General features: G+C 61.9%; 28 protein-coding genes. 16 read left to right on the top strand and 12 right to left on the bottom strand.

Annotated features, from left to right (window positions below; translation table 11 throughout):
• Positions 1 to 40 precede the first annotated feature (40 nt).
• Complete coding sequence (locus J7557_RS01735; RefSeq protein WP_291416727.1) at positions 41 to 949, bottom strand: neutral zinc metallopeptidase; 909 nt, start codon at positions 947 to 949, stop codon at positions 41 to 43.
• A 349-nt stretch (positions 950 to 1298) separates the two neighbouring features.
• Between J7557_RS01735 and J7557_RS01730 the strand changes: the two genes are divergently transcribed.
• From J7557_RS01730 to J7557_RS01720, 3 genes are all read left to right on the top strand, one after another.
• Positions 1299 to 3203 carry a bifunctional 2',3'-cyclic-nucleotide 2'-phosphodiesterase/3'-nucleotidase gene (locus J7557_RS01730; RefSeq protein ID WP_291416725.1) on the top strand — a complete coding sequence of 635 codons (1905 nt, stop codon included), beginning with the start codon at positions 1299 to 1301 and terminating at the stop codon, positions 3201 to 3203.
• A 123-nt stretch (positions 3204 to 3326) separates the two neighbouring features.
• On the top strand, positions 3327 to 4313 hold the full coding sequence (locus tag J7557_RS01725; RefSeq protein WP_291416724.1) for a ribonuclease: 987 nt from the start codon (positions 3327 to 3329) through the stop codon (positions 4311 to 4313).
• Positions 4314 to 4320: 7 nt separating this feature from the next.
• A complete protein-coding gene (locus tag J7557_RS01720; protein ID WP_291416722.1) occupies positions 4321 to 4827 on the top strand; it encodes an N-acetyltransferase in 507 nt (168 codons plus the stop codon).
• A 1-nt stretch (position 4828) separates the two neighbouring features.
• On the opposite strand, the gene J7557_RS01715 is transcribed toward J7557_RS01720, so the two are convergent.
• Complete coding sequence (locus J7557_RS01715) at positions 4829 to 5272, bottom strand: MarR family winged helix-turn-helix transcriptional regulator (protein WP_035080364.1); 444 nt, start codon at positions 5270 to 5272, stop codon at positions 4829 to 4831.
• A gap of 115 nt (positions 5273 to 5387) precedes the next feature.
• Between J7557_RS01715 and J7557_RS01710 the strand changes: the two genes are divergently transcribed.
• A complete protein-coding gene (locus J7557_RS01710) occupies positions 5388 to 5825 on the top strand; it encodes an organic hydroperoxide resistance protein (RefSeq protein ID WP_291416720.1) in 438 nt (145 codons plus the stop codon).
• A 32-nt stretch (positions 5826 to 5857) separates the two neighbouring features.
• Here J7557_RS01710 and J7557_RS01705 read toward each other — a convergent pair whose 3' ends face one another.
• Positions 5858 to 7012 (bottom strand): MFS transporter, encoded by a 1155-nt coding sequence (locus tag J7557_RS01705; protein WP_291418257.1) that lies wholly within the window; start codon positions 7010 to 7012, stop codon positions 5858 to 5860.
• 297 nt (positions 7013 to 7309) lie between these two features.
• Here J7557_RS01705 and J7557_RS01700 point away from each other — a divergent pair, with 297 nt between their 5' ends.
• From J7557_RS01700 to J7557_RS01690, 3 genes are read left to right on the top strand one after another with little or no spacing between them, the layout of a single operon-like run.
• A complete protein-coding gene (locus tag J7557_RS01700; RefSeq protein WP_291416718.1) occupies positions 7310 to 8053 on the top strand; it encodes an ABC transporter ATP-binding protein in 744 nt (247 codons plus the stop codon).
• A complete protein-coding gene (locus J7557_RS01695; RefSeq protein WP_291416716.1) occupies positions 8050 to 9582 on the top strand; it encodes a permease in 1533 nt (510 codons plus the stop codon). The genes J7557_RS01700 and J7557_RS01695 overlap by 4 nt, the downstream gene beginning before the upstream one ends.
• A 1-nt stretch (position 9583) precedes the next feature.
• Entirely contained in the window at positions 9584 to 10051 is a 468-nt protein-coding gene (locus tag J7557_RS01690) for a GNAT family N-acetyltransferase (RefSeq protein WP_291416714.1), read from the top strand.
• Here J7557_RS01690 and J7557_RS01685 read toward each other — a convergent pair.
• From J7557_RS01685 to motA, 3 genes are all read right to left on the bottom strand, one after another.
• Complete coding sequence (locus tag J7557_RS01685; protein ID WP_035080373.1) at positions 10048 to 10221, bottom strand: DUF1328 family protein; 174 nt, start codon at positions 10219 to 10221, stop codon at positions 10048 to 10050. The genes J7557_RS01690 and J7557_RS01685 overlap by 4 nt on opposite strands.
• Before the next feature lie 65 nt (positions 10222 to 10286).
• Positions 10287 to 11207 carry a flagellar motor protein MotB gene (locus J7557_RS01680; protein WP_291416711.1) on the bottom strand — a complete coding sequence of 307 codons (921 nt, stop codon included), beginning with the start codon at positions 11205 to 11207 and terminating at the stop codon, positions 10287 to 10289.
• Positions 11208 to 11279: 72 nt separating this feature from the next.
• Positions 11280 to 12143, bottom strand: coding sequence for a flagellar motor stator protein MotA (gene motA / locus J7557_RS01675; protein WP_291416709.1), 864 nt, complete (start codon positions 12141 to 12143; stop codon positions 11280 to 11282).
• 189 nt (positions 12144 to 12332) lie between these two features.
• On the opposite strand from motA, the gene J7557_RS01670 reads away from it, so the two are divergent.
• The 3 genes from J7557_RS01670 to J7557_RS01660 all read left to right on the top strand — a co-directional run bounded on the left by J7557_RS01670 (position 12333) and on the right by J7557_RS01660 (position 14496).
• Positions 12333 to 12764, top strand: a complete 432-nt coding sequence (locus tag J7557_RS01670) for a hypothetical protein (protein ID WP_291416707.1) — start codon at positions 12333 to 12335, stop codon at positions 12762 to 12764.
• Positions 12765 to 12895: 131 nt separating this feature from the next.
• Positions 12896 to 13999: a class I SAM-dependent RNA methyltransferase gene (locus J7557_RS01665; protein WP_291416705.1), complete on the top strand. Its 1104-nt coding sequence runs from the start codon at positions 12896 to 12898 to the stop codon at positions 13997 to 13999.
• 128 nt (positions 14000 to 14127) lie between these two features.
• On the top strand, positions 14128 to 14496 hold the full coding sequence (locus J7557_RS01660) for a response regulator (RefSeq protein ID WP_291416703.1): 369 nt from the start codon (positions 14128 to 14130) through the stop codon (positions 14494 to 14496).
• A gap of 51 nt (positions 14497 to 14547) precedes the next feature.
• On the opposite strand, the gene J7557_RS01655 is transcribed toward J7557_RS01660, so the two are convergent.
• Positions 14548 to 14688, bottom strand: a complete 141-nt coding sequence (locus tag J7557_RS01655; protein WP_291416701.1) for a hypothetical protein — start codon at positions 14686 to 14688, stop codon at positions 14548 to 14550.
• Positions 14689 to 14839: 151 nt separating this feature from the next.
• Here J7557_RS01655 and J7557_RS01650 point away from each other — a divergent pair, with 151 nt between their 5' ends.
• Positions 14840 to 15448 carry a VTT domain-containing protein gene (locus J7557_RS01650; protein WP_291416699.1) on the top strand — a complete coding sequence of 203 codons (609 nt, stop codon included), beginning with the start codon at positions 14840 to 14842 and terminating at the stop codon, positions 15446 to 15448.
• A gap of 4 nt (positions 15449 to 15452) precedes the next feature.
• On the opposite strand, the gene J7557_RS01645 is transcribed toward J7557_RS01650, so the two are convergent.
• Positions 15453 to 16430 (bottom strand): magnesium transporter CorA family protein, encoded by a 978-nt coding sequence (locus J7557_RS01645; protein WP_291416697.1) that lies wholly within the window; start codon positions 16428 to 16430, stop codon positions 15453 to 15455.
• A gap of 261 nt (positions 16431 to 16691) precedes the next feature.
• Here J7557_RS01645 and J7557_RS01640 point away from each other — a divergent pair, with 261 nt between their 5' ends.
• The 3 genes from J7557_RS01640 to carB all read left to right on the top strand — a co-directional run bounded on the left by J7557_RS01640 (position 16692) and on the right by carB (position 20765).
• The gene (locus J7557_RS01640; RefSeq protein WP_291416695.1) at positions 16692 to 16925 is read left to right on the top strand and encodes a hypothetical protein; all 234 of its coding nucleotides are present in this window, start codon (positions 16692 to 16694) and stop codon (positions 16923 to 16925) included.
• Complete coding sequence (locus tag J7557_RS01635; protein WP_291416693.1) at positions 16925 to 17242, top strand: hypothetical protein; 318 nt, start codon at positions 16925 to 16927, stop codon at positions 17240 to 17242. Before J7557_RS01640 ends, J7557_RS01635 begins: the two co-directional genes overlap by 1 nt.
• Positions 17243 to 17453: 211 nt before the next feature.
• Entirely contained in the window at positions 17454 to 20765 is a 3312-nt protein-coding gene (gene carB / locus J7557_RS01630) for a carbamoyl-phosphate synthase large subunit (RefSeq protein ID WP_291416691.1), read from the top strand.
• Positions 20766 to 20820: 55 nt separating this feature from the next.
• On the opposite strand, the gene J7557_RS01625 is transcribed toward carB, so the two are convergent.
• A complete protein-coding gene (locus J7557_RS01625) occupies positions 20821 to 21660 on the bottom strand; it encodes an NAD(P)H-binding protein (RefSeq protein ID WP_291416690.1) in 840 nt (279 codons plus the stop codon).
• Positions 21661 to 22003: 343 nt separating this feature from the next.
• On the opposite strand from J7557_RS01625, the gene catB reads away from it, so the two are divergent.
• The gene (catB, locus tag J7557_RS01620) at positions 22004 to 22627 is read left to right on the top strand and encodes a type B chloramphenicol O-acetyltransferase (protein WP_291416688.1); all 624 of its coding nucleotides are present in this window, start codon (positions 22004 to 22006) and stop codon (positions 22625 to 22627) included.
• Positions 22628 to 22663: 36 nt separating this feature from the next.
• Here the strand turns inward: catB and ltaE are convergent, their stop codons facing one another.
• Together ltaE and J7557_RS01610 are read right to left on the bottom strand one after the other, a co-directional pair.
• Positions 22664 to 23683 (bottom strand): low-specificity L-threonine aldolase, encoded by a 1020-nt coding sequence (gene ltaE, locus J7557_RS01615; protein ID WP_291416686.1) that lies wholly within the window; start codon positions 23681 to 23683, stop codon positions 22664 to 22666.
• A 50-nt stretch (positions 23684 to 23733) separates the two neighbouring features.
• Positions 23734 to 24711 carry a methyltransferase gene (locus tag J7557_RS01610; protein ID WP_291416684.1) on the bottom strand — a complete coding sequence of 326 codons (978 nt, stop codon included), beginning with the start codon at positions 24709 to 24711 and terminating at the stop codon, positions 23734 to 23736.
• 507 nt (positions 24712 to 25218) lie between these two features.
• Here J7557_RS01610 and J7557_RS01605 point away from each other — a divergent pair.
• A complete protein-coding gene (locus J7557_RS01605; RefSeq protein WP_035080396.1) occupies positions 25219 to 25428 on the top strand; it encodes a cold-shock protein in 210 nt (69 codons plus the stop codon).
• 51 nt (positions 25429 to 25479) lie between these two features.
• Here the strand turns inward: J7557_RS01605 and J7557_RS01600 are convergent, their stop codons facing one another.
• Positions 25480 to 25887, bottom strand: coding sequence for a nuclear transport factor 2 family protein (locus J7557_RS01600; RefSeq protein WP_291416680.1), 408 nt, complete (start codon positions 25885 to 25887; stop codon positions 25480 to 25482).
• Positions 25888 to 25913 lie beyond the last annotated feature (26 nt).

Here is a 25913-nt window from a genome sequence, read left to right as displayed (position 1 = left end):
GTTTAGCCAACCCTATGTCCCGAAGCTACCCCATCTCGCCTCAGATATTCCCCGAGAACGTATCGCAATCGTTGGGATTGCCGGATTCATAGCCGCGCTCAAACCAGTTCTGCCGCTGCGCCGACGTACCGTGATTGAACGTCTTGGGCACTGCATAGCCCTGCATGCGCTTCTGCAGTGTATCGTCGCCAATCTGCTCGGCCGCATTCAGCGCTTCCTCGATATCGCCGGAATCGAGCAGGTTCTGCTGCCCAGCATAATTGGCCCAGACGCCCGCGTAGCAATCGGCCTGCAATTCAACCCGCACCGAATAGGCATTGGCCTGTTCCTGGCTCATGCTCTGGCGGCGGCGATTGAACTCCGGCAGCACGCCGGTGAGGTTCTGCACATGGTGCCCCACCTCATGCGCCAAAACATAAGCCTGCGCAAAATCGCCCGGCGCGCCGAACTTGCGGTGCAACTCGTCATAAAAACTCAAATCGATATAGACCTTGGAATCCACCGGGCAGTAGAACGGCCCGGTCCGCGCGTCGGCCACGCCACAGCCCGAATTTGTCTGCCCGCTGAAAAGCACCACGGGCGGCTCCGGATAATCCTCGCCGCTCGCCGCAAAGACCTCGGTCCAGAGGTCTTCGGTTTCCTTGACCACCACGCCGACGAAATCGACCAGTTCATCCTGACCCTCCGTCGGCAGCTGTTGCGATGATGCGCTCGACGTCGTGGGGTCCGAGCCGCCGGACAATGAGTCCAACGGGTTCTGTCCTGTCACCATCCAGATGATGCCCAGTACCACGATGATGCCGATAACCCCGCCTATGCCGCCACGCGATCCGCCTCCGGTCGGAATGCGAATGCCACCACTGCGCCCTAGCGAAGGTCCGCCGAAACCGCCCGCCTGTCCACGACGATCCTCGATATTGCTGCTGCGTTCCCGACCACGCCACTTCATGACGGCCCTCCATATTCACGTCTTTGGTAGCAACAAGCCGCAACAATTGGAACGGGTTGCACACGCCGCTAAAAAGGTCGCCGTCATCAAACTGTCATAAATTGACCACTCGGTAAAAACTACATAGCGTCTCCCTGCTCCGTCATGCCATCGTCACCGAAGGCGGGCATGTCGAAGCCGCTTCCCGGGAGAGGAAGCGCCTGAGAAGCCGGACCAGACCGGCCAAGCGGGAATTTCGGCCCCAGGCTCACATGGCATTTCACTTGGAGATCATCAGATGAATTTTCTTCCAAAGATTTCGCGCCGTAGCTTTCTCGCCGGCTCTGCTAGTCTAGGAGCAATGGCAGCAATGCACCCCTTCGCCGTCCAGGCGCAAGCGAACCAGGCGCACCTGCGCATCATCGAGACCACGGACCTACATGTCGCGGTCTTTGCCTATGACTATTATGCCGACGCCCCCAATGACACTATGGGCCTGGCGCGCACCGCGAGCCTCATCGAAGGCATCCGCGCCGAAGCCGGCAATTCCATGCTGCTCGACAATGGCGACATCATCCAGGGCAATCCCATGGGCGACTACATCGCCTACGAAAAGGGCCTCGACGGCAATATCCACCCGATCATCGCCGCCATGAACACGCTCGGCTACGAAGCCGCGACCCTCGGCAATCACGAATTCAACTACGGCCTCGAATTTCTCGACAAGGCCCTCGAAGGGGCGGAATTCCCCTTCGTCTCCGCCAATCTCGTGCGCGGCGATCTCGCCGCAGATGCGCTCGCCGACGAAACCTATGTCCAGCCGTATCGTATTGTCGAAAAAGAACTGACTGACGGCTCTGGCGCTACCAAGACCATCAAGATCGGCCTCATCGGCTTCCTGCCGCCCCAGATCATGACCTGGGACGCGACGCACCTTACCGGCAAGGTCAACACCCGCGACATCGTCGAAACCGCCAAGGTTTATGTGCCGAAGATGAAGGAAGAAGGCGCCGACATCATCATCGCCCTCTCCCATTCCGGCATCGCCGCCGACCAGACGACTGGCGCTGAAAATGCCTCGCTCCAGCTCGCTGCCGTTGAAGGCATCGACGTCGTCCTCACTGGCCACCAGCACCTCGTCTTCCCGGGCCCGGATTATGAAGGCATCGAAGGCGCCGACATCACTGCCGGCACGCTTGCCGGCAAGCCGGCCGTCATGCCTGGCTTCTGGGGCAGCCATATGGGCCTCATCGACCTGCTGCTCGAGCAGGATGCCGACGGCAGGTGGACCATTGCCTCGCACACTTCCGAAGCCCGCCCGATCTTCGAGCGCGTCGAAGGCAAGGTGAATGCGCTCGTCGAGGACGAAGCCGACATCATCACGGAAGTCACCGACGAACACGAGGAAACCCTCGACTATATCCGCCGCGCCGTCGGCGAGACCGCTGCCCCGCTCCATTCCTACTTCGCCCTCGTGGCCGACGATCCATCCGTTCAGATCGTGAGCCAGGCCCAGACGTGGTACATTGAGCAGATGATGAAGGGCACCGAATGGGAAAGCCTGCCGATCCTGTCGGCTGCGGCCCCCTTCAAGTCCGGCGGCCGCGGCGGCCCGGATTACTATACAGACGTTCCCGTTGGCCCCGTCGCCATCAAGAACGTCGCCGACCTTTACCTCTATCCCAACACCATCCAGGCCGTCGTCATCACCGGCGCCGATGTGAAGAACTGGCTCGAGCGCTCGGCCGGCATCTTCAACCAGATCGAAGCCGGCGCGAAAGATGCCGAACTCATCAACCTCGACTTCCCGTCCTACAATTTCGACGTGATCGACGGCGTCACCTACAAGATCGACCTGACCCAGCCCTCCAAATACTCCTCGGATGGCAAGGAAGAGCCCAACCCCGACGCCAACCGCATTGTCGACCTGTCCTATGACGGCAAGCCGATCGATCCGGCCCAAAAATTCGTTGTCGCCACCAACAATTACCGCGCCGGCGGCGGCGGCACCTTCCCGAACATCAATTCCGATGTGATCGTCTTCAAGGGTCCCGATACCAACCGCGACATCATCGTGCGCTTCATCATCGAAAACGGCACGATCAACCCCAAGGCCGACAGCAACTGGTCGCTGGCCCCCATCGCCGACACCACCGTGCTCTTCGCCACCGGCCCCAAGGCCGCCGAACATCTGGAAGACGTCACTGCGGTCAAGATTGAAGCGACAGGCGAAACCAATGCCGACGGCTTCGGCGTCTACCGCATTACTCTGTAGGCACTGAACAAAATCTTCCGCACTTCGTCACCACCGGGCTTGTCCCGGTGGTTCATGCGGACGAAAGATGAATTGCCCGGAAAAGACGGGCAACGACGACCATTGTAGGAGCGGGCGGATAAAGTGTTGCGGATTTTTACCACTCTGCTTCTCGCCCTCCTCACCATGCCCGCCCGGGCCGAAGTCCTCCTCACCGGCTATTTCACCGCCACTAAAGCCTGCCCGGCCTTCCAGTCCATCAGTCGCGAAACCAATCCTGGCGATATCACCACCCGGCCTGGCACTGCCTATGACCTGATCGCCGGCAACAAGGCCCAGCCCACCCATCTCTGGATCGTCGTCCCGGGGGCAGAACCTGACCGTCGCTGGGTCTCGGTCGATTGCGGCATCCGCGCGACCGACGCGGAGGGTCGCATCGACGAACCTTCACCTCCCGCCCCGCCACCAACCTATCGCGGCACCCAATACATCCTCGCTGTAAACTGGCAGCCCGCGTTCTGCGAACTCAGCCCCCGTAAAACCGAGTGCCGCAACCAGCGCCCCAACAGCTTTGAAGCCACCAACTTCACCCTGCACGGCCTCTGGCCGCAGCCGCGCAGCAACGAATATTGCAACGTCTCTCCCGGCGATCGCTACGCTAGCGAGGACGGCCGCTGGCGCGATCTTCCCATCCTCGACCTGCCCCTCGCCATTCGCCGCGACCTCGACGAAGTCATGCCCGGCAGCCAATCCGGCCTAGACCGCCACGAATGGACCAAGCACGGCACCTGCTACGGCACCGATGCGCGCCAATACTATTCCGACGCCCTCGACCTCATGCTGGCCCTCAACACGTCCGAAGTCGCCGAACTCTTTGCATCGAACATTGGCAAGCGCATCACCCTCACCCAGATCCGCACCGCCTTCGACAACGCTTTCGGTCCCCGCGCCGGCGAGCGTGTCCGTATGACCTGCGAGCAAGACGGCAATCGCACCATCATCACCGAACTGACCATCGGCCTTACCGGCAGGATCGACGGCCCCGACTCCCTACCCCGCCTCATTGCCGCAGCTTCCCCCACGGACGGCGGCTGCCGCTCCGGCCAGGTCGATGCCGTAGGGCTACGCTGAGGCCGGCATGCTGAGAATTGAGCCACTGAATCAGGCCAACAGAGACGCCATTCTGAGCTGCGATGGCGGCAACGGCTGGAAGAACAATCCCGACATATGGGCGGAAATTCTCCAGCAGCATAAAGCAGGAGAGCGCTTCGTCCTGGTTGCCATGGAAGAGAACCACGCAGCGGCCTACGGCAGTATCTTGTGGCAATCAGGCTACCCGGCCTTCGCCGCACAGCGCATTCCCGAGTTGCACGACCTCGTGACTGCCAAGGCGTCTCGCCATCGCGGCATCGCCACCACGCTCATCGCTCATATCGAGGCACATGCACGGGCCACCGGTCACAAGCAGATTGGTCTCGGCGTTGGTCTCTACGCCGATTACGGTCCGGCCCAACGTCTCTATAGCGCGAACGGCTATGCGCTGGACGGTCGCGGCGCTACCTACCGAAACGATTACGCAGCACCCGGCGCATCCGTCCGCATGGATGATGACCTCGTCCTGTGGATGACCAAAACTCTTTCTTGAGCTAACCCGCCGCCTTATCCAGCCGCTCCCGCAGCGCCACCAGTTCGCGCCGCATCGCCTCAGTGGTCTCAAAAGATTGCCCGACGCCGTCGATAACGGCCAGCGGAATGGACAGCGCCTTATCCTTGAGCGCACGTCCCTCGGCAGTCAGGCGAATGCGCACCTGCCGTTCGTCCTCTTCATCGCGATGGCGACCGACGAGGCCCCGCGCTTCTAACCGCTTGATGAGAGGCGTAATTGTTCCCGAGTCGAGGAACAATCGCTCGCCCAGCGCCTTTACCGTGATGTCGTCCTTTTCCCAAAGCACCAGAAAGGCGAGATATTGCGGATAGGTCAAATCCAGCGCGTCCAGCCGGGGCTTATAAAAGCGCGTAAAGGCGTGCCCCGCCGAGTAAACGGCAAAGCACAGCATCTGGTCGATCGTCGGCATCCGCTTCTCGCTCATCGCCTCTCCCCTCAGTGTCAAAAATTTATCACACAGATTTATATTGCGTGCAATTGAATTGTGCACTACTGAATAGCCGTCACGAAATTTCACCCCTCCAAAGGAAATCGTCGCCATGTCCATCAAAGCTGCAGTTTACACCGCTCACGCCCACACCACTGGCGGCCGCACCGGCACCAGCAAGACTGACGATGGTCGTCTGGAAGTAACGCTCGATACCCCCAAGGCCATGGGCGGCAATGACGGACCGGGCACCAATCCCGAGCAGCTTTTTGCCGCTGGCTATTCCGCCTGCTTCCTCGGCGCCATCAAGGCCGTCGCCCGCGGCGAAAAGATCAAGGTGCCGGACGAAACTACCATCGACGCTTCGGTTTCCTTCGGCGAAAATGCCAATGAAGGTGCCAAGGGCTTCAATATCGCTGTCGAGCTCAAGGTGACCCTGCCAGGCTTCTCCAAGGATGATGCCGAAGCGCTGGTCCACAAGGCCCACGAAGTCTGCCCCTATTCCAATGCCACCCGTGGCAATGTCGACGTAAAACTGACCGTCGCCTGAAACAAGAAGGGCGCCCCCTGAGGCGCCCTTTTTCATTCGGCCGCCACTGCGTCCGGGGTCCACCGATTGTCTCGGCGCTCAAGCCAGACGGACACCCCGAACAGGGCCAGCCCAACGACGGCCATCACCGCACCAACCGGTCCCGTCGAGGCCCAGCCCAACCCTGCCGCAATTGCCATCCCGCCAAACAGTGCACCCAGCGCATTGGCGATATTGAACGCCGCATGGTTGAGCGTTGCCGCCAGCGTCTGCCCATCCGCCGCCACATCCATCAACCGCGTCTGCAGCGCCGTCCCGATGGCCACCGTAAAGCCGACACCGAGCACGCTCAGCGCTGCGGTCGGCCAAGCCTGTGCCAGCCACGGCACGGCCGCCAGACTGACGATATTGAACGCCAGCATGCCGCCAATAGTCTTCATCAGCGCCCGGTCGGCCATATAGGCGCCCACCACATTGCCCAGCGTCATGCCGACACCAAACAGCGCCAGCACCACCGGCACCCAGATGGTCGGAATACCCGTCACCTCGGTGAGAAGTGGGACGATATAGGTAAAGACGGAAAACATGCCGCCGCAGCCCGTCGCCGCAATGCCAAGCGTCAGCCACACCTGCGGCCGCTTCAGCGCCCCCAGTTCGCGCAGCGGGCTTGCGCCCTCCGCCACCTGAATGGCCGGCACAAAGCGCATGACCATCAACACAGCCAGCGCCCCGATGCCGCCCACGGCGAAAAAGGTCGGCCGCCAGCCGAGTCCCTGCCCCAGCCAGGTTGCCAGCGGCATGCCGATCAGCGTCGCCAGCGTCAGCCCCAGCATCACCCGACCCACGGCCCGAGCCCGGAACCCCACATCCACCATCGAGGCCGCAATCAGCGCCGCAATGCCAAAATAGGCGCCATGCGGCAGCCCGGAAACAAAACGCAGCAGCACCAGCGACCAATAATCCGGCGCCACGGCACTACCAAAATTGCCCAATGCAAACAGCGCCATCAGTGCCAGCAGCAGCGGCTTGCGCGGCACCTGCGCGAACAACACGGCAATCAGCGGGGCGCCAACCACCACGCCAAAGGCATAAGCCGAAATCACATGCCCTGCCTCGGGCTCAGTCACGCCAAGATCGCCCGCCAGATTGGGCAACAGGCCCATAATGGCAAACTCGCCTGTACCAATTCCAAAGGAGCCGATGGCCATGGCGAAAATCGCCAGCTTCGTCGCAAGGCTGGTGGGGCCCTGAATGGGGGCAACGCCCGTCGTCATGGCAAAGCTCCAACGTTATACGGCCCGTTGCAGACGCAGCAGGCCGGTCAAAAACACTTATTTTTCAATGGCAGGGAGGGGAGGCCCGCCTTTCGTCAAGCTAGCCGTACCCTCCGGTTCGCGACAACCTGCATTTCTTGCAACCCTGCCCCACGCGAAATCTTGAGGATTTCGATTCACTCGCCAGCAAGGCAGTCAACCTAGAGTGTGCGCAATCCGCCCGGAGCCCCCATGCCCGTCCCCGCCCTTGCCATCACCAGTATCGCCAAGAGCTTCGATCGTCCCGTCGTTCAGGGGCTCGATCTCACAGTTCCCGCCGGAGAGTTCTACGCACTCCTCGGCCCCAATGGCGCGGGCAAGACCACGATCCTGCGCATGGTTGCCGGCCTCCTCGCCCCCGATGCCGGCACCATCGAAATTTTTGGCACCGACGTCCGAAAAGACCCGGTCGCCGCCAAGCGGCTCCTCGCCTGGGTGTCGGACGAGCCCATGGTCTACGATCGCCTGACCCCGCTCGAATATCTCGATTTCGTCGCCGGCCTATGGCAGGTCGACCCCGACCAAGCCCGCAACGCCGCCAACGACCTCCTCGACATCCTGGGCCTCAAGCCGCACGCCAACGAACTCTGCGGCGGCTTTTCCAAAGGCATGCTGCAAAAGGTCGCCCTGGCCGGCGCCCTGATCCACGATCCGCGCCTCATCATCCTCGACGAACCCCTCACCGGCCTCGATGCCGGCTCCGCCCGTCAGGTAAAGGACGTCCTCTTAGAAAAGGTGCGCCATGGCGTCACCATCATCATGACCACCCACATCCTTGAGGTCGCCGAACGCATGGCTCAGCGCATCGGCGTCATTGCCGGCGGTCGCCTCGTCGCCGAGGGCACGCTCGCCGAACTGCGCGCCCGCACCGGCCGCGAATCGACCCTCGAGGAAATCTTCCTCGAACTCGTCGAAACCAGCTCCGCCACCGCATGATGGCGCAGTCCGGCTCCCTCCTCTGGTTCGCGCGCCACGAACTGCGCCTCGCATGGCGCGATTGGCTCGCCATGATGACCGGCGGCCATCGCGTCCGCCTCCTGGGCTTTCTCTTCGGCGGCCTCGCCATCTATGCGCTGCTCCACCTCATCGCCGCCGCCATCATCGCTCCCGCAGCAGCCAATGGCATAGCGCCCGACAAGCCCACGCTCGCGATGGTGACAGGCGTCGGCCTCCTGTTCTTCTCGGTCATGCTCTCCCAGGCGCTCGAAGCCATCACCCGCGTCTACTACGCCCGCTCAGATCTCGACCTGATCCTCTCGTCCCCTGCTTCCACCCGCACGCTCTTCGCCGTCCGCACCGGCGCCGTGGCCCTGTCCACGGCCATTCTGAGCGCTCTCCTCGCCAGTCCCATCATCAACATGCTGGCTCTCTTTGCCGGCACGCACTGGCTCTGGGCCTATCTCGTCCTACCCGCCTGCTCCGCGCTGGCCGTCGCCATCGCCATGGCACTCACCATGGGCCTCTTCCGCCTCGTCGGCCCCAAACGCACGCGCCTCATCGCCCAGATCCTCGCCGCCATTGTTGGCGCTGGCTTCGTCATCGGCATCCAGGCCGTGGCCATTCTATCGTTCAACACCTATTCGCGCTTCGCTCTCTTCAGCTCGCCCGATCTTCTTGCCGCCCTGCCGCCCCCCGACCACCGGCTCTGGCTCCCCGCTCGCGCCGTCATGGGCGACGCCGTTTCGGCAGTGCCCGTCATCGCAAGTTTCCTCGCCGCCCTGGCCCTCGCCATGCTGCTCTTTTCCCCCAGCTATGGCCGTCTCGCCGTTGCGGCAGCCAGCATCGGTCAATCGACCCGCCATCGCACCAGAACGGGAACCTACTTCACGGGCCGCAGCCAGGCCCAGGTCCTGCGCTACAAGGAATGGCGTTTGCTCCAGCGCGATCCATGGCTCCTGTCGCAAACCCTGATGCAGATGCTCTATCTGCTCCCACCCGCCCTGCTGCTGTGGGTCAATTACGGCGAAGGCGCGGGCGCCTTCATTGTCATCGTACCCGTTCTGGTGATGGCATCGGGCCAATTGGCCGGGGGCCTTGCCTGGCTGGCCCTCTCAGGCGAAGACGCCTACGACCTCGTGGCGACGGCTCCCATCCCGGCCCGAAGCGTTCTCCGCGCCAAGGTCGAGGCCGTGCTCGTCGCCGTCGCCGCAATTCTCGCCCCGCTCCTGGCCCTTCTCGCGCTCAATAGCTGGACCATGGCGCTCGCCACCGGCATCTGCTCCATTCTCTCCGCCGCCTCGGCGACCGCCATACAGGTCTGGTTCCGCATTCCCATGCGTCGCGCCATGTTCCGCCGCCGCCAGGTCGCCTCGCGCGCGGCCACTATTTCCGAAGCCTTCGCCTCGATCACCTGGGCCGGCACAGGCGCCCTGCTCTCGGTCGGTTCCTGGGTCGCGGGTGTGACTGCCATCATCGCTCTTGTCGTGCTAGGGATCGCCCGTTCCCTCTCGCCACACCGAAGCTGATATGTCCGATCTCATCTACCGCGACGCCCGCCCCGAAGAAATTCCTACCATTCTCACGCTCTGCCACGCTGGCGATGCCCGCGGTGCCGATACGCCGCCGCTCGATCCGGAGACGCTGGCGGACCCACGCCATCGCGCTGCCTTCGATGAGATCGCAGCCGATCCAAACCATCGGCTTATCGTCGTCGAGCGAAACAACGAGGTCGTGGGCACGCTCCAGATCAGCTTCCTACCGGGCCTTCCCCGCTTCGGCACACGACGCGCCATCCTCGAAAACGTCCATATCCGTACCGATCAGCGCGGCAACGGTCTCGGGTCGCAAATGGTGCAATGGGCAGTGGAGCGCTGCCGCGAGGCCGGCTGCGGCATCGTGCAACTGACCTCCAACAAGATCCGCCTCGATGCCCACCGCTTCTACCGCAAGCTCGGCTTCGAGCAGTCCCATGAGGGCTTCAAGCTGCTTCTCTAGAACAGGATCACCAGTCCCATCAGTGCCAGCAGCACCATGATGCCGATCCCGATCAGCATCAGCACGAAGATGATCTTGGCGAGACCCGCCGCGCCGGCGGCAATACCGGTAAAGCCCATGGCGCCGGCCACGAGGGCAATGACGATGAGAATGAGCAATAGCTGGAACATGACGCTTCTCGCAAAGTTACGATGCGAGAAGAACGTCAGGCTTTGCGAGGGGTTCCGGTCAGTATTTAAGGCTTGAGGCCCACCGGCACCGGCGGCGCCGTCCGCAGCACGGTGATCTTCACGCGCTCATTGGCCGCCATATAGGGGTCATTCGGGAAGAAGGGTTCATCCGAAGCGCGCCCGGCCACCGACTTGATGCGGTCATCGGTAACCCCGAATTCGCCCAGCGTCGAACGCACGACATTGGCGCGGTCGGCCGACAGTTCCCAGGCGCCATAGCGCGGGTTCTCATAGCGGCCGCCGGCAGCCGTATGGCCCGAAATCGTCATCTGCGAATTGAGCTGCTGCAGGTAGGGCGCCATGGCGGCGATCGCGGCGCGAGTCACTTCCAGCGGATACTTCGATCCTTCGGGGAACATGCGCTTGCCCTGCTGATCGACGATCTGGATGTCGAGGCCGTCTTCGGTTTCCTCGACGATCAGGTTGTCCATGAAGGGCGTCAACTCCGGCATCGACTGCCAGGCCTGGCGGATGCTCGCCGCGGCCGAGTGGAATTCCTGGGAATCGACCGCCTTGAGATTGAATTCGGAATCGCTCGAGGCTTCCTGCTCGCTGCCATTGTCGCGCGCCTGGCCGCCCACCGAGAGATCGGCTTCGCCGGTCACGGCTTCCGCCGCTGCCGCCGGTTCCTTCGCCGTGATGTCGGAAGCCGAACCCGACATGCTCGAACCGGCATTATCCATGGCCTGGCCACCCATGACGCCACCGGCACCACTATCGGACAGACTGACCGAAGGCGGGGAAAAGTAGTCGGCAAGACCCTGCTTCTGCTCGGCCGTCGTCATGTTGATCAGCCACATCAGCAGGAAGAACGCCATCATGGCCGTCACGAAGTCGGCATAGGCGATCTTCCACGCGCCGCCATGGTGGGCGTGCCCACCCTTCTTGACCTTCTTGATGATGATCGGCTGTTCGAAATTCGCCATGACGTGCCCCCTGGCAGCGTTTGGGCCGCCCGATCTGTGGGGAGATCGCGCGGCCCGCTAGAAGTAGAAAACTTAGGTGGCAGACGGCAGAGCTGCAGTGGCTTCTTCGACTTCGTTGAAGGTCGGACGCACGTCGCTCATCAGCGCCTTGCGGGCGAACTCGACAGCCATCACCGGCGGCTGGCCGCTGATATGGGCGAGAAGGCCAACCTTCATCGAGAGGAAGTACTTGGATTCGGCTTCGAAAATGCCGCGCAGCGACTGGGCCATCGGGCCGAAGAAGCCGTAAGCGACGAACACGCCGAAGAAGGTACCCACGAGAGCACCACCGATGAGGTGACCGAGAACTTCCGGCGGCTCGGTGATGGCGCCCATGGTCTTGATAACGCCGAGCACGGCGGCCACGATGCCGAGAGCCGGCGTGCCATCGGCCAGCGCCTGCATGGCGCCCACGAGCTGTTCTTGTTCCTGGTGGTGGGTTTCCAGTTCCTCGTCCATCAGCGCTTCCATCTCATGGGCATTGTTGGTGCCCATGGTGACCATGCGGAGATAGTCGCAGAGGAATTCCACCGCGTGGTGGTTCTTGGCGAAGGTCGGGAAACGGTTGAACAGTTCGGATTCGTGCGGGTTTTCGATATGCGCTTCGATGGCCAGCACGCCCTTGGCCTGGATCAGCTTGTAAAGGCTGAACTGCAGGCCCAGCAGTTCCACATAGGCCGCCTTGTTATAGCGTGGGCCCTTGAACAGCGTGCCGAAGATGCCGACGGTCGATTTCAGCACCCGACCGCTATTGCCGATGATGTAGGCGCCGATCGCCGCGCCCAGAATGATGACGAATTCGAACGGCTGCCAAAGAACTTCAACGTGCCCGCCCATGGCTGCATAGCCGCCGAGCACGCAGGCAAACACGAAGACAATACCGATAATGAGACGCATCGAACCCGACCTGACGCAATACTGAAAACAAAAGCGGGGGAGTAGACCCAACCTGTCTTCTCCAGCGGTCTCATAATGCCGGGTCCGGACTTAACGGCGGGTATATTTTGCCTGATGTCTTGTACTTGCGTCGATTTGGCTCAAAATTGCCTGAGGCCACCCGAACGTCGCCTCCGGAGAACCATCCCCATGCTGCGCTACGCCGCGCCCGCCCTGCTCGCCTTGGCCCTTTTTACCCCTGCAATGGCCAGCGAAGAAGAGGTTTATGCCAATATTGAAGCCATCCATGGCGACGCCGACGGCTTCTTCGAACTCTTTGCCGGCATTCAGGACGCGACGATGTCCAATCCGACCGATATCACCAGCTACGCCTTCTACCCCCTCACCATCAACGCCAATGGCGAGACCTATGACATCCTCGAAGAGCAGGATTTCATCGACAATTTCGACAGCCTGATCCTGCCCGAAACCCTCGAAGCCATTGGCTCGCAGGACGTCGACGACCTGATCGTCACCAGCGAAGGCGTCGGCCTCGCCAATGGCGCCATGTGGATCACCAATGCCTGCCTCGACGATAGCTGCAGCGAAACCCAGTGGGGCATTCTGGCGATCAATAACTAGCCAAGAGCGGCCCCCTCACGCAACGCGCTTCCCCTCTGTTGTCATTGCCGGGCTCGTCCCGGCAATCCGTCTCGCCTCCGCATGGCCTCGACACCATTGCCCCCGCCCTTCGACCCCGCTAGTGCTGGCGCATGACCGCCAGCTTTCCAATCTACCTCGTCTCGACCCCGGGCCTCGAAGCCCCGCTTTGCGCAGAAGCCCTCGAACAGGGTTTTGAAGGCGCCACCGTTGTCGATGGCGGTGTCGCCTTCACCGGCACCTGGGCCGACGTATGGCGCGCCAACCTCGTTCTTCGCGGCGCGACCCGCATCCTCGCCCGCTTCGGCGAATTCCGCGCCATGCATCTTGCACAACTCGATAAACGCTCGCGAAAAATCCCTTGGGGCGATTTCCTCGACAAGTCCGTCCCCATCCGCGTCGAAGCCAGTTGCAAGCGCTCCCGCATCTACCACGATGGTGCCGCCGCCCAGCGTGTCGCCACCGCCATCAGCGAAGAGTTCGGCGCTCCCATCGTGGAAGACGCCGCCCTCCGCATCATGGTCCGCATCGAGGACGACCTCGTCACCCTCAGCATCGACACCACAGGCGAGTCGCTCCACAAGCGCGGTTTCAAGGAAGCGGTCAACAAGGCGCCGATGCGCGAAACCATGGCCGCCATGTTCCTCCGCCAGTGCGGCTATATCGGCACCGAACCCGTCCTCGACCCCATGTGCGGCTCCGGCACTTTTGTCATCGAAGCCGCCGAAATCGCGCTCGGCCTACCCCCAGGCCGCGAACGCAGCTTCAGCTTCGAAAGCCTCCCCTCTTTCGACGCCAAAGCCTGGCAGTCCCTCCGCGGCGCCGTCACATCCAAGACCACCGACCTCAAATTCTACGGCTCGGACAAGGACCCCGGTGCCATCCGCATGGCCGGCGAAAACGCCACCCGCTCAGGCGCTTCGGCCCTCACCCAGTTTGACCAAAAATCCATCGAAGACCTCGAGCCTCCTCCGGGCCCGCCCGGCCTCGTCATCCTCAACCCGCCTTACGGTACCCGCATCGGCGACAAGGCTCCGCTCGTCACCCTGCATCGCACTCTGGGCACAGTCCTCAAAACCCGCTTCAAAGGCTGGCGCGTCGGCATCATCACCGCCGACAAGAACCTGGCAGGCGCTACGGGTCTCAAATTCCAGCCCGCCTTGCCCCCGGTGCTTCACGGCGGCATCCGCGTCGCGCTTTATCGCGCGCAACTCTGAGCGCCCAACTGGCGTTAATGCTTACAATTTTAGGAAAATGCTAACCATGCCACCAGCCATGCGCTGTGAGCATGCAACGTTCGGCTGGCGAATCTCTTCCCCTTGTGCCTGCGCCAATGGAGAAGCCGATGTCACGCATTTCCAAGATACTGGTCGTCGAAGACAACCCGCTTCTGCTGCTCGATCTCTGCGATCAGCTGGCCGACCTCGGCTATTCTCCCCTGCCGGCCACCAATGCCAGCGCCGGAGCCCATCTCCTCGATGAAGCCGTCGACGCCCTGATCACCGACATTGAACTCGGCGCCGGTCCCGATGGCCTGGCTCTGGCGCGTCTCGCCGCCACCACGCTGCCGCACCTGCCGATTATCGTCGTCTCCGGCGGCGTTCTCCCGACCCCAGCCGATCTGCCAGCCGGCGCCCTCTTCTTCCCGAAGCCCTATCGCGTTGACAGCCTAGTCAGCGCCCTGCATCGCCCCTCCCACGCACGGGCGGCCTAATATCAAAACAAAAGCCCCGGCCGAAGCCGGGGCAAATTTCAGCCGGTCCTCTTAGGAGGCCGGCGGTGGTGCTGCCGGCGTAGTGGTGTTCGTGTCCGCCGGAGCATCAGCCGGCGGAGGAGCATCGCCGCCACAGGCTGCAAGGGCCAGGGCCGTAAAGGCCGCAAGGGCGGCAAGGCGCAAATTCTTCATTTCAACCTCTTTGCTTTAAGCCGATCGCTTGAGCGATCACGCCGATGTGAGGCGAGCAACAAGGCCTCCTGTGGGCTGTTCTGAGGCCATTTGGCGGCGATAGCGATTTCCGCCGTCACACAGCCGTACCCCAGCCACGCTAGAAGCCCACATGGACTTCCTGCTCGACATCATCCTGCCGCTTGCCGCATCGCCCTGGATTTACCTGATCGCCCTGGCACTGGTGATCCTCGACGGCTTCTTCCCGCTCTTTCCCAGCGAAGCCGTCATCATCGCCCTGGCGGCCCTCGCCGCATCAAGCGAAACCCCGCATCTGCTGCCATTGCTGCTGATCGCCACCCTCGGTGCCATCATCGCCGACAACGCCACCTACCTGATTGGCAGCCTTCTCGGTCGTCAGCGTGTCGAAAGCCTGCGCTTCCGCCCTCTCACCCGCCTGCTTGGCTGGGCGGAAAAGAGCCTGCAAACTCGCCCCGCCATGCTGGTGCTTGTCGCCCGTTTCATTCCCTGGGCCCGCCTCGCGGTCAATCTCACGGCGGGAACAGTCTCCTATCCCTATCGCCGCTTCGCCCCGCTCTGCATTCTCGCGAGCGCCCTCTGGGCCACCTACAATGTAGCCATGGGCTATCTCGCGGGCCGCTGGTTCTCCAGCAACCCGCTTCTCGGCATGATCCTGGCGATCGTCCTCGCCATTGTCATGGGCCTAGTGCTCGACAAACTCATTGGCCTCGCCCGCCGAGGAAATCGCCTCGGCGTCTAACCGCCTAGAGCCAGCCCTTGCGCTTGAAGTAGAGGAACGGCACGGCCGCCGAGAGCACCATCAGCCCCAGCGCAAAGGGATAGCCAAAGTTCCAGTGCAGCTCCGGCATGAAGTCATAGTTCATCCCATAGATCGAGGCGACCAGCGTCGGCGGCAGAAAGACCACCGCAGCCACGGAGAAGATCTTGATGATCTGGTTCTGCTCGAGATTGATCGCCCCCAGCGTCGCATCGAGCAGGAAGCCGAGACGCGCCGAGAGCGCCCGCGCATGCTCGCCCAGCGAGTTCGCATCGCGCTGGATCAACCGCACCAGATGCTTGCTCTCCTTGTTGTCGCTCGTGTCTTCCGTCGCCGCATAATAGGCCACCAGCCGCGAGACGCTGACGAGGCTTTCTTGAATCATCGTCAGTAACTCCGCCTTTAACCCAATGAGGGAAATGACGTTTTCAAGATCGTGCGTCTTGGTGCTGGCCTTGGTCTTGGCCTGCGCCGTCTTGAACACGCTGCGCGACAGACCGTCTGTTTCATTACCGATCCGCTCCAGCGCATCAGCCGTCCGGTCGATCATCGCCTCGATCAGCCCGAGCATGATCTCCTCGCCCGAACAATGCGGCGAGCCGTTGGGCTTCTGCGCCCGGTTCGTATAGGCAAGGAACGGCTTTGGCTCGGCATAACGCACCGTAACCAGCGTATTGCCCTTGAGGATAAAGGTGATTGGCGTCTTGATCGGGGCTTCGGTATCGAGATTGGCAAGCCCTGTCAGCGTCATGAAAGTGGCGCCCGCCTCGGTGTAAAGCCGGGCAGAGAGCTCGATCTCTTCCATTTCGGCACGGCTCGGCACGTCAACGCCAAGCAGGCCTTCGACCCGCGAAACGTCCTCATCATTGGGCGAGATGAGGTCGAGCCAGATTGGCAGTCCGGTGCTCTTTTCAGCATCGAAAGGCACAAGCTTGTCTTCAGTACGCGTGTAAATGCGCAGCATGGCAGCTCCTATAGGTAGGCTATCGGCCCACCGGAGCTGACCTCAGTCAGATCGTCAGGCCGCTAAACAGGGTCGAATTCGACTTCGACTGTCGGGGTTCATGATCTTTCTCTTTGAACGGTGAAAACACACGTCGCGCCTTGCTCCATGCGCCCGTCGGCCCATCCTGTCAACGGCTTCGGCGTATCGGCACCCCAGTGCCTGCCATTCAAATTTCGCATTCCTTGCGCAGAAGCTGATTCACCTCTTCACGGAATTCCCATGCGCGTCGCCTTCCTCGTCCTTTCCGCCTTGTTGATCACGTCCACGACGGTCTTTGCACAGCCAGCACCTGCCTCCTCCGTCGAGGCAAAACTCTGCCGATCCCAACTGGAACTTCTGGTCTCGGGCGGCAAATTGTCCGACGAGGAAGCTGCGCGTTTCGAACGCCAATGCGCCTGCCTCGAGCAACTGGGCTCGACCAGCCCCACCGCAGAATGCGCCGGAGAACACTGATGCGCGGCGTCGCCCTCACCGCCGCAGTACTTCTGATCTCTCCAGCCAATGCGGAAGAACCCTCCGCGTGGCAGCAACAGAAATGCGCGCTCTACACCGATGCTTGGGCCCGTGCGCTCGACCGCATTGGCTCGGACGACATCAATTACAATTTCCTCGCGACCAACGAGAATTTCATCGCCTCGGGTTGCACCGAACAGATCGCTATCTGCCCGCAATCCAATCAGGAGCGAGACATAGCTGACCTGATTACCCTGGTGATGATGAACGAAGGCGCGGCCAGCACCTTCCTACCGTTTCGCTGTCCGTCGGAGTAGGCTGCCAAGAGCAGGGAGGGGATGAGCACTGTTATGCGCCGCGCCCCCCTTCCCTTCGCGCGACTCTTCGGTTAGACAGCCCACCTAACCACCATGTTCGGTCTTTTCCCCCGTGCCGCAGCGCTCAGTTGCAGCGCGGGTTTCGCGCGGACAGGTGCGTCCGGGCGATTCCCCCTCGCCCGTCTTCAGTTAGTCAGACAGAGCGAGCGCCATGCCAAAACGTACCGACATCAAATCGATCCTGATCATCGGCGCGGGCCCCATCATCATCGGGCAGGCTTGCGAATTCGACTATTCCGGCACCCAGGCCTGTAAGGCGCTGAAGGAAGAGGGCTACCGGATCATTCTGGTGAACTCCAATCCGGCGACGATCATGACCGACCCGGATCTCGCCGACGCCACCTACATGGAGCCGATCACTCCAGAAGTCGTCGCAAAAATCATCGAGAAGGAACGCCCCGACGCGCTCCTCCCCACCATGGGCGGTCAGACCGCACTCAACTGCGCCCTGTCCCTGCGCAAGATGGGCGTGCTCGACAAATTCAACGTCGAGATGATCGGCGCCACCGCCGAAGCCATCGACAAGGCCGAAGACCGCGAACTCTTCCGCGATGCCATGAAGAAGATCGGGCTCGACACCCCGCGCTCCATGCTCGCCCACAACACCATCGAAGCCCTGCAGGCGCTTGAGGTCATCGGCCTCCCCTGCATCATCCGCCCCAGCTTCACCCTCGGCGGCACCGGCGGCGGCATTGCCTACAACCGCGAAGAATACCTCGCCATCGTCGAGAGCGGTGTCGACGCGTCCCCGACCAACGAAGTCCTCGTCGAAGAATCCGTTCTCGGCTGGAAGGAATACGAGATGGAGGTTGTCCGCGATAAGAAGGACAACTGCATCATCATCTGCTCGATCGAGAACATCGATCCCATGGGCGTGCACACCGGCGACTCCATCACCGTCGCCCCTGCCCTGACCCTGACCGACAAGGAATATCAGATCATGCGCGACGCCTCGCTGGCGGTCCTGCGCGAGATCGGCGTCGAAACCGGCGGCTCCAACGTCCAGTTCGGCATCAATCCCAAGGACGGCCGCATGGTCGTCATCGAAATGAACCCGCGCGTGTCGCGTTCCTCGGCGCTGGCCTCCAAGGCCACCGGCTTCCCGATCGCCAAGGTCGCTGCTCGCCTCGCCGTCGGCTACACGCTCGATGAACTCGAAAACGACATCACCGGCGGCGCCACCCCGGCCTCGTTCGAGCCGACCATCGACTATGTCGTCACCAAGATCCCGCGTTTCGCCTTCGAAAAATTCCCGGGCGCCGACAACCGCTTGACCACCTCGATGAAGTCGGTCGGCGAAGCCATGGCTATCGGCCGCACCTTCCAGGAATCGCTCCAGAAGGCCCTGCGCTCGCTCGAAACCGGCCTCACCGGCCTCAACGAGATCGGCATTCCGGGTCTCGGCGAAGGCGAAGACAAGAACGCCATCAAGGCAGCCCTCGGCACCCCGACGCCAAACCGTCTTCTCCACGTCGCCGAAGCCATGCGCCTCGGCCTGTCCAACGAAGACATTTTTGAAGCCTGCAAGATCGACCCTTGGTTCCTCGAGCAGATGCGCGGCATCGTCGACATGGAACAGAAGGTCAAGCAGTTCGGCCTCCCCCAGGAAGCAGCCTCGCTGCGCCAGCTCAAGGGCATGGGCTTCTCCGACGCCCGTCTCGCCCAGCTCGCCGGCGTAAAAACCTCGGACGTACGCAAGCTCCGCCACAGCCTCGAAGTGCGTCCCGCCTACAAGCGCATCGACACTTCCGCTGCCGAATTCGCGTCACCGACCGCTTACATGTACTCGACCTACGAAACGCCGTTCGCTGGCGCTGTCGCCGACGAATCCCGTCCGTCCGACCGCAAGAAGGTCGTCATCCTCGGCGGCGGCCCCAACCGTATCGGCCAGGGCATAGAGTTCGACTATTGCTGCTGCCATGCAGCCTTCGCGCTGGCTGATGCCGGCTACGAAACCATCATGGTCAACTGCAACCCGGAAACCGTGTCGACCGACTACGACACCTCCGATCGTCTCTATTTCGAGCCGCTGACCGAGGAAGACGTCATCGAAATCCTGCTCCGCGAAAAGCAGAACGGCACCCTTCACGGCGTCATCGTGCAGTTCGGTGGCCAGACCCCGCTCAACCTCGCTGAAGCCGTTGCCAAGGCCGGCGTGCCGATCCTCGGCACCCAGCCCGAAGCCATCGATCTCGCTGAAGATCGCGACCTGTTCATGAAGCTCCTGAACCGTCTCGAGCTGACTCAGCCCAAGAACGGAATCGCCTACAGCCTTGAACAGTCTCGCCTTGTTGCCGAGCGCCTGGGCTATCCGCTGGTCATCCGTCCGTCTTACGTGCTCGGCGGCCGCGCCATGGCCATCGTCCACTCGGCCAACGAATTCGAGCGCTACATCCAGGACACCCTGACCGGCCTCGTGCCGCCCGATATCCTGCAGCGCTACCCCAATGACCGGACCGGCCAGATCAATTCTGTCCTCTCCGACAACCCGCTGCTGTTTGATGCCTACCTCTCGGGCGCCATCGAAATCGACGTCGATGCCCTCTGCGATGGCAAGGACGTGTTCGTTGCCGGCATCATGGAGCACATCGAGGAAGCCGGCATTCACTCCGGCGACTCCGCCTGCTCCCTGCCCCCGCGCAGCCTGCCGCCCGAAGTCATCGAAGAACTCAAGCGCCAGACCCGCGAACTCGCCTTCGCCCTCAAGGTCGGCGGCCTGATGAACGTTCAGTACGCCTATAAGGACGACACGATCTACCTCATCGAAGTGAATCCCCGCGCTTCGCGTACGGTGCCCTTCGTCGCCAAGGTCATCGGCGAACCCATCGCCAAGATCGCCTCGCGCGTCATGGCCGGTGAAAGCCTTGCCAGCTTCAATCTCGTCGAGAAGAAGCTCAAGCACATCGCCGTCAAGGAAGCCGTCTTCCCGTTCAACCGCTTCCCCGGCGTCGACACGGTTCTCGGCCCGGAAATGAAGTCGACCGGTGAAGTCATCGGCCTTGACCTCGATTTCGCCATCGCCTTCGCCAAGTCCCAGATGGGCGCCGGCCAGAAGGTGCCTACTTCCGGCAAGGCCTTCATCTCGGTCCGCGACGACGACAAGCAGTATATCGTCGACATGGCCCGTCACCTGGTCGAAGCCGGTTTCGAAATCCTCGCCACCGGCGGCACCCAGCGCTACCTCGTTGATAACAACGTCCCTGCGACCAAGATCAACAAGGTGCTCGAAGGCCGTCCGCATATCGTGGACTCGATGAAGAACGGCGGCGTGCAGCTCGTGATCAACACGACGGACGGTCTCAAGTCGATCTCCGACAGCCGCGACATCCGTCGCACCGCGCTGCTCGCAAAGATCCCCTACTACACGACCATCGACGGCGCCCTTGCCGCCGTCGAAGGCATCGTCGCCCTCCGCCAGGGCGGCCTCCAGGTCCGCGCCCTGCAGGAATATTTCGCAGCGTAATTCCCTTTACGCCCGCACAAAAAGGCCGCGGTTTCCCGCGGCCTTTTTCTTTGCCTCAAAGCTCCAGAGACGGCGCCTGCATCCCGGTTAACGCAGTGAAATCGCCCGACGCCGGCTCCATGGCCCCCGTGGCGATCCCCACATCGATCATCGCCATCACCTGCGCCTGCATCTCCGGCATGCCGCCCGAAACCAGCCGCGCGACGAGTTCTTCTCTCGACACCGCCTCGGCACGATAGGCACTCCCCCGCTGCCGGCCAGCCAATTCGGCCAGCTCATCCATGCCTAGCGCCTCCGGCCCGGTAATATCGAAGCGCCTCCGCCCGACAAATCCATCCGACACGGCAACCGCCGCCGCCAGGGCACATTGCCGTCGCGTCACATAGGCCACCCTGCCCGCACCTGCCGCATGTGGAAATACGCCGGACGCGCCAGCCCGGGCGAGAATGCCCCTCGCGAGGTCGTCATAAAACGCATGCCGCAACACGGTATGGCCTAGCCCACTCTCCGCCAGCACCACCTCCGTCGCCCAATGATCGGCGACCATCATCTTGAGCGGCGACGTTTCGGCACGGAGCATCGACGTATAGACCACATGCTCCACCCCAGCCCGCTCGGCCGCCGCTATACCCGTCCGATGCTGCCGCACCCGCCGCCCATCCGCTCCAAGCGCATCTGTACTGATCAACACCAGCCGTGACACCCCAGCCAGTGCGACCCCCAGCGATTGCGGATCATCAAAATCCGCGAAGCGCCGCTCCACGCGCCCATCCCCGGCAATCCTCTCCGGACTCCGGCTCAGCGCCACGACACCCCGCGCGCCCCGCTCCAATAGCGTTGCCACAACGAGTCGGCCCAGCTTTCCGCTGGCACCAGAAACTGCAATTTTGGTCATTTCGGTTTCTCTGAATTTGGATGCAAAACATCGCTCCGCCCACAGGACGGTCAGCGTTTCAGCGCTCGCTCAGAGAAAAACCCTTGTCACAGCAGCAGCTTCCGCCGCCATGCCACGATTGTCAATCGCGTGTTGTCTCCATCGCCGCGTCGGCCTATAGAGACATCACCATGAAGTTGGCAGACCGAAGCAGCTCCATAGCGTTCCTGCGCGCCTGACACGCGTCGAGGGAACGCCTTTCAACCGGCCCCACGCGTCGGCGCCTGCTGCTGCGCGCCCACCGGTTCCCCAAACAGTCTGCAAACTTTGCGCCCCAGAAGGGCCGCACCTTCATGGAACAATCATGTCCAACTATTTCGAAAGCCCGTTCCTCGGCATCCCGCTCGATCGCCAGGTCACCAATCCCAACATCGTCGTCGGCCGCTACAGCTATTATTCCGGCTACTATCACGGCCACAGCTTCGATGACTGCGCCCGCTACCTGATGACCGAGCCGGGCGTCGACCGCCTGCTCATCGGCGCCTTCTGCTCCATCGGCTCCGGCGCCGCCTTCATCATGGCCGGCAATCAGGGCCACCGGAACGACTGGATCAGCACCTTCCCCTTCGCTTTCGTCCCCGAAGCACCGGAATTTGCTGACGCCAGCAACGCCTTCCAGCCCGCCGGCGACACCGTCATCGGCAACGACGTCTGGATCGGCTCGGAAGTCGTCATCATGCCGGGGATCAAGATCGGCCACGGCGCCGTCCTCGGCACCCGTGCCTTGGTAACCAAGGATGTCGAGCCCTACACCATCGTCGGCGGCAACCCGGCAAAGCCCATCCGCAAGCGCTTTGCGGATGAGGACATCGCCCTGCTGCTCGAAATGGCTTGGTGGGACTGGCCCGTGGACAAACTCTCGGCCGCCATGCCGCTCCTCACCTCCGCCGACATAAAAGGCCTCCACGCCTTCTGGAAGCAGAGCTGAAATCCGAAGCGCCCGGGTCTCCCCGGGCGCTTCACTTCAATTCGCGAAGAACGTGTCGACCAGCGCCAGCGCGCCATCGATATCCTCGTCGGTGACATCGAGATGTGTCACCCACCGCTGCTGCCCATAGCGCCCGGTGATCCCAACGCCATGTTCACCGAGATAGAGGTTCAGCCGATCCCCAAGCTCCGCCTCCGCCTCGATCCATAGAATATTGGTATCGGGCATCACCACCTTCAGCGCCTTGTGCTGCGCCAACCCCTCGGCTAGGCGCTTCGCCCGCTGATGATCCTCAACCAGCCGCGCCACATTGTTCTCGATCGCATAAAGCCCTGCCGCCGCAAGAATCCCCGCCTGCCGCATACCGCCGCCCAGCATCTTGCGATTGCGCCGCGCCGTCTCGATCAGATCCGCGCGCCCCACCAGCACCGACCCAACCGGCGCCCCTAGGCCCTTGGAAAGACAGATCGAAACGCTATCGAATGGCGCCACAAACTCGGCAATATCAATGCCCAGTTGCACCGTGGCATTGAACGCGCGCGCGCCATCGAGATGCAGCCCCAGCCCATGCTTCCGGGCAATCCCCGCCATCTCCAGCATGTACTCAACCGGCAGCACCCGCCCGCCAAATGTGTTTTCGAGCGCAATAACCCGCGTCGTCGCAAAGTGGCTGTCGCCCTTCTTGATCGCGCCCTCGATCTCCCTGGGGTCCATCGTGCCATCGGCCCGATGCGCAATCGGTTGCGGCTGGATCGAGCCCAAAACTGCCGCACCACCACCCTCATACTTGTAGCAATGCGCATTCTGCCCGGCGATAAACTCATCCCCGCGCCCGCAATGGCTCATCAATGCGAGAAGATTAGACTGCGTCCCCGACGGCACAAAGATCGCCGCTTCTTTCTTGAGAAGCCCTGCCATCCTCTGCTCCAGCAGATTGACCGTCGGATCATCGCCAAACACATCGTCGCCCACCTCGGCCGCAGCCATGGCCGCGCGCATACCAGCGCTCGGCCGCGTCACCGTATCGGAACGAAAATCGTGGCGGATCGTATTCATGAAAGAGGTCTCCTGTAGCGACCTCTTGTGCCCTGCCCGGAAGAGTTTGACTAGGCCGCGACGTTGCCGCCCGAAGCCCCATCGTTGGCCGCCGTCAGCTCGACCGCAGGCTTCCGCGCCAGAACCAGAATCCCCGTAATTGGCGCCCCGCGATCCTGCCGCAGCGTCGCCGTCTCGAACCGCAAAACGTCCAGCCCCGCCACCACCAGGGCATCCCGCGTCGCCGCCACACCATGGGCATAGCGCAGGCTCGGCCGGAGGAAGAGGGCCTCTTCCCCATCATGCGCCTCAAGCGAAAAGGCCACCAGCCCACCAGGCTTCAGCGCCGGCACCAGCGCCGCCAGCACCGGCTGCAGGTCGCCGCAATAAATAAATACGTCCGCCGCCGTCATCAGGTCAGCCTCGGCCCTACGCGCATTGAGCGCCGCCACGAGCTCGGCCTTCTGCAGATTGTCGTAAATCCCCTTGCGAGCCGTCTCGGCAATCATCGCCGCCGAAATATCGACGCCTTCGAGAAAATCCACCTTCTCGCGCAGTTTTTCGCCCATCAGCCCGGTGCCGCAGCCAAGATCGATCGCCTTGGAAAAGCGCTCGACGCCCATCGCAGCCATCTGTTCGACCACCAGTGCATCGAGCATTTCCGGCACGCGATAGCCAAGCTTGTCGACCAGCGAATGCTCGAACTGCGGGGCATATTGATCAAACAGCGCCTCAACATAGCTGACCGCCGTGCCCTCGCCCGCCGCGCCCGCATTGTGCGCCGCCAACTTCAGCCGCGCGCCAAAAACGCCGTCGTCATCCAGCGCCTCGAGCCGCCGCCAGGCCGATATGGCCCCCGCCACATTGCCGGCCTTTTCATGAAAACTGCCGAGCAAATCCCAGCCGGCGACCCATTCCGGCACGATCTCCAGTGCCTGATCCATCAGTTCGGCCGCGGCGGCATGGTCACCACCTTCGGCCAGCATGCGGGCATAATCCGCGCGCCGGTCGGCGATCACATCGCCGGATGAGTAAAACGTCTTGGTCAAGACGGCATGACTTTCGAGGAACCGGCCCATTGCGCGGCGGGCGGGATTTGCCGGAAAAGCGGCTCATTGGCAAGAAAAAACGCTGAACATCCCGGTCACATCACCATGAAGGGTTTTTCTCCCTGTCATGCTGCGTTACACTCTTGGACATAATCTAGGAGCAATATGCTCCATGGCGCAGGAGTCGCCCCGGTGGAATCACCGGCCCGCCTTGCGTCCTTGTTTCGGCCTTACTCGGGCACCGAAACGTTGCGGTCGTGACCTTGTTCGACACCTGGCAGAAATGGAATTCTGCCGGGCACTTTGTGTTGGAAAAAGCGCATATTGATGTGGACAGCGTTTCACGCTACGGTGATCGGATCGAATATTGCGGCAGACTGATCATTTAACGCGAATTGCCATTCGCCTATGCAGACGTCACTTTCCGACAATTCGATATAGTTGAGATCTGGATCGGGTGCATCGATCGGGATCTTATTGCAGCGACTGCACGAGGGAACGCGCATCATGGCAACGGGCACCGTTAAGTGGTTCAATGGCCAAAAAGGTTATGGTTTTATTCAGCCGGATGAAGGTGGGGCCGACGTTTTCGTCCACATTTCTGCCGTCCAGCGTTCGGGCCTGAACGGCCTGGATGAAGGTCAGAAGGTCTCCTACGAGATCGTCAAGGACAAGCGGACCGGCAAGTCGGCGGCTGACAACCTGACGGCTAGCTGAGCCACAAGCCAGGACATTTTGTCGGGCGCGTCCGCAAGTCGGGCGCGCCTTTTACTTTGCCGAAAAGTCCTCGTAGCAATCATAATTCCGCTGCCAGGCAATCTTCCCATCCCTGATGCCGAAAATCATGCAGAGATGTGCAATCATCTTGTCGCCTACCTGCAAGCGCCCGAGCGGCACAGCCATCGTGCCCTCCCAGCGCCCTTCCACCACCACCCGGTCACCCGCCTCGATGATGTCGCCAAGCACATAGCGCTGCGATGACAGCACCTTGCGCTCCCCTGCCCGACGCAGCCCCGCCAGAATTGCAGCATGGTCATCCCTACCACCTGCCGGCCGGATACGATTGGGCAGTTCCTGAAACGTCATTTCAGGATCGATAAGCTGTTCGACTTCGTCGAGATCAAACCGCTCCACCGCCGCCACATAGCGCTTCACCAGTTCGATATTTTCGGACATCTCACCCCTCCAAATAACCACCCACC

Source organism: Devosia sp., assembly GCF_017744655.1.
In the GTDB taxonomy this organism is placed as follows: Bacteria; Pseudomonadota; Alphaproteobacteria; order Rhizobiales; family Devosiaceae; genus Devosia.
Note: the sequence above shows the minus strand (reverse complement) of the source record. Positions and strands in the feature narration are given on the sequence as shown.